At 46.5% G+C, this 1470-nt stretch carries 1 rRNA gene; it reads right to left on the minus strand.

The annotated features are described in order from the left end of the window. A 23S ribosomal RNA gene (locus tag NF867_RS18265) occupies positions 1–1435 on the minus strand; the annotation flags it as partial. Positions 1436–1470 lie beyond the last annotated feature (35 nt).

Below are 1470 nucleotides of genomic sequence, written 5' to 3' on the forward strand. Positions count from 1 at the left end.
AATACAAGATAGTATTGGAATATTAACCAATTGTCCATCGGCTTCGCCCTTCGGCTACACCTTAGGCCCCGACTAACCCTGATCCGATTAGCGTTGATCAGGAAACCTTAGTCTTTCGGTGTGCAGGTTTCTCGCCTGCATTATCGTTACTTATGCCTACATTTGCTTTTCTAAACGCTCCAGCGCGCCTTACGGTACACCTTCACTGCTGTTTAGAATGCTCTCCTACCATAAGGATTAATCCCTATCCATAGCTTCGGTAATATACTTGATGCCCGATTATTATCCATGCCCGATCGCTCGACTAGTGAGCTGTTACGCACTCTTTAAATGAATGGCTGCTTCCAAGCCAACATCCTAGCTGTCTATGCAATCGGACCCCGTTAGTTCAACTTAGTATATATTTGGGGACCTTAGCTGATGGTCTGGGTTCTTTCCCTCTCGGCCTTGGACCTTAGCACCCAAAGCCTCACTCCAGCGTATATGTAACTAGCATTCGGAGTTTATCTGGATTTGGTAGGATTTGACTCCCCCGCATCCAATTAGTAGCTCTACCTCTAGTACACTTAACCGCCAGGCTGTTCCTAAAAACATTTCGGAGAGTACGAGCTATTTCCCAGTTTGATTAGCCTTTCACCCCTACCCTCAAGTCATCCGAAAACTTTTCAACGTTAACCGGTTCGGACCTCCATTACATGTTACTGCAACTTCATCCTGCTCAAGGGTAGATCACAAGGTTTCGCGTCTACTCCCACTGACTATGCGCCCTATTCAGACTCGCTTTCGCTTCGGCTGCGTCCCTGAAGGACTTAACCTTGCCAGTGAGAAGTAACTCGTAGGCTCATTATGCAAAAGGCACGCCGTCACCCCATAAGGGCTCCGACCGCTTGTAAGCGCACGGTTTCAGGTTCTATTGCACTCCCCTGTTCGGGGTTCTTTTCACCTTTCCTTCACAGTACTTGTTCACTATCGGTCTCTCAGTAGTATTTAGCCTTACCAGATGGTGCTGGCAGATTCCCACAAGGCGTCTCCGACCTCGCGGTACTCAGGATACAGCTAGGTAATATGATCTTACATGTACACGACTGTCACGTTCTTTGGTAGTCCTTCCCAAGACTTTCCATTTCAATCATATAGTCCACGTTGCTGTCCTACAACCCCAATAATGCCGTAACATTATTGGTTTGGGCTGTTTCGTGTTCGCTCGCCACTACTTACGAAATCACTATTGTTTTCTCTTCCTCTGCTTACTTAGATGTTTCAGTTCGGCAGGTTAGCGTATTTTACAACTAGTCTTCAACTAGTTAGGTTTCCCCATTCGGAAATCATCGGATCAATTCGTATTTGCCAATACCCGATGCTTATCGCAGCTTATCACGTCCTTCATCGCCTCTGAGAGCCAAGGCATCCCCCGTGCGCCCTTAGTAACTTTCTTGATTACTAAGACTTGCGTCTTATTTACTTACATTA

Origin of the sequence: Solitalea agri, from assembly GCF_023914155.1 — a bacterium.
In the GTDB taxonomy this organism is placed as follows: Bacteria; Bacteroidota; Bacteroidia; order Sphingobacteriales; family Sphingobacteriaceae; genus Solitalea; species Solitalea agri.